The sequence below is a fragment of the Micromonospora sp. M51 genome, from assembly GCF_018070305.1.
GTDB lineage: Bacteria > Actinomycetota > Actinomycetes > Mycobacteriales > Micromonosporaceae > Micromonospora > Micromonospora parva.
The window spans coordinates 1-1,494 of the sequence record NZ_JAGPXZ010001081.1 but is presented as its reverse complement, the minus strand read 5'-3'; the positions used below and the strand labels follow the sequence as shown (position 1 = coordinate 1,494).

At 75.1% G+C, this 1,494-nt stretch carries 1 protein-coding gene; it reads right to left on the bottom strand.

Annotation, left to right across the window (positions count from 1 at the left end):
• Positions 1 to 319: 319 nt before the first annotated feature.
• Positions 320 to 1,492, bottom strand: coding sequence for an MFS transporter (locus KBX53_RS32645; protein ID WP_247676559.1), 1,173 nt, complete (start codon positions 1,490 to 1,492; stop codon positions 320 to 322).
• Positions 1,493 to 1,494: the final 2 nt, after the last annotated feature.

Genomic DNA, 1,494 nt, shown 5'->3' with positions numbered 1-1,494 from the left:
GTCGCCCGGTGGCCCGGTGGCCCGGTGGCCCGGTGGCCCGGAGGCCCGGTGGCCCGGTGGCCCGGTGGCCCGGTGGCCCGGAGGCCCGGTGGCCCGGTCGCCCGGTGGCCCGGTGGCCCGGTGGCCCGGAGGCCCGGTGGCCACCTCGATCCGCAGTCACCCCGGTACCTTGCTGCCCCAGACAGCGCGCCGGCCGGAAACTGCCGGGCGACACACCCACCCAATTAGGTCGGCGCACGGCTGCCCCGACCCGTTCCGGCTCGCCTGCCGGCGGAGCTGCCTCAGTCCGGTCCGGTCCGGTCCGGCCTGGGTCAGACCGTTAGCGGGCGGCGGGGGTGAGGTCCGCCTCGACGGGCGGTGGGGTGGTCGCGGCGGCGCGACGGCGACGCAGCTCGATCGGGAGCACCACCACCGTGACCAGCGCGCCGAGTGCCCCGGTGACCACGAAACCCCAGGCCGGCGAGCTGGCGTCGATCACCGCTCCGGCGAGCGGCGCACCGATCGCGATGCCCACGGTGACCGCCGAGCCGTGCAGTCCCATCGCCTCACCGCGTACCTGGGCCGGGACCAGGCGGCTGACCGCGTCCGAACTGGCCGCGATGGTCGGCGCGCAGAGCGCACCGGCCGGGATCAGCGCCAGGCACAGCAGCCACCAGTGCGCGCCGCCCAGCCCGACCGGGATGGTGCACAGGGCGAGTGCGGCGGTCAACGCCAGTGGGGAGAACGATCGGTGCACGGCCCCGTAGGCGAACCCGCCGGCCAGCGAGGCGACCGCCCAGATGGCCAGCACCGCGCCAGTCCAACCGACCTCACCGCTGGCCCGGAGCACCGCGACCACCGCCACGTCGGTGCCGCCGAGCACCAGTGTTGCAGCGGTGCTGAGGGCCAGTACGGCGAGCAGCCGTGGCGTCAGCCACTGCCGGCGAGGCACCCGCTGGGCCGGTCCGCTGGGCTCCCCGGTGGTGGCTTCGCGGATCGGCGGGTTGACCAGCCACAGGGCGATGCCGGCGGCCACGATGCCGCCGCCGACCAGGTACATGGTGGTCTGCGCGGAGATCGCGGTGACCAGCGCGACGGCCAACGCCGGGCCGATCATGAACGACAGCTCCACCGACATCGAGTCCAACGCGTACGCCGGGCGGCGCTGGTCCTCCGGGACCAACGCGGCGATCGACTGACGGACCACCGAGAAGATCGGCAGGGCCAGCGAGCCGGCCACGAACGCGGCGGGCAGGAGCACTGGGTACGGCAGTGTGGGCGCGGTGGACCAGAAGATCGCCTCCGCGATGCCGGTGAGCACCAGGACCGGGCGGAGACCCCGCTGGTCCACCAGCCGACCGAGAATCGGCCCGCCGATCGCCGCGCCGACGGTGACCGCCGCACCGACCAGGCCGGCGGCCCCGTAACCGCGGCCGAGGTCGAACACCACGTGGAAGGTCAGCGTCACCCCGGTCGCGGTGAGCGGGATGCGGGCGAGGACGGCGACCACCAGCA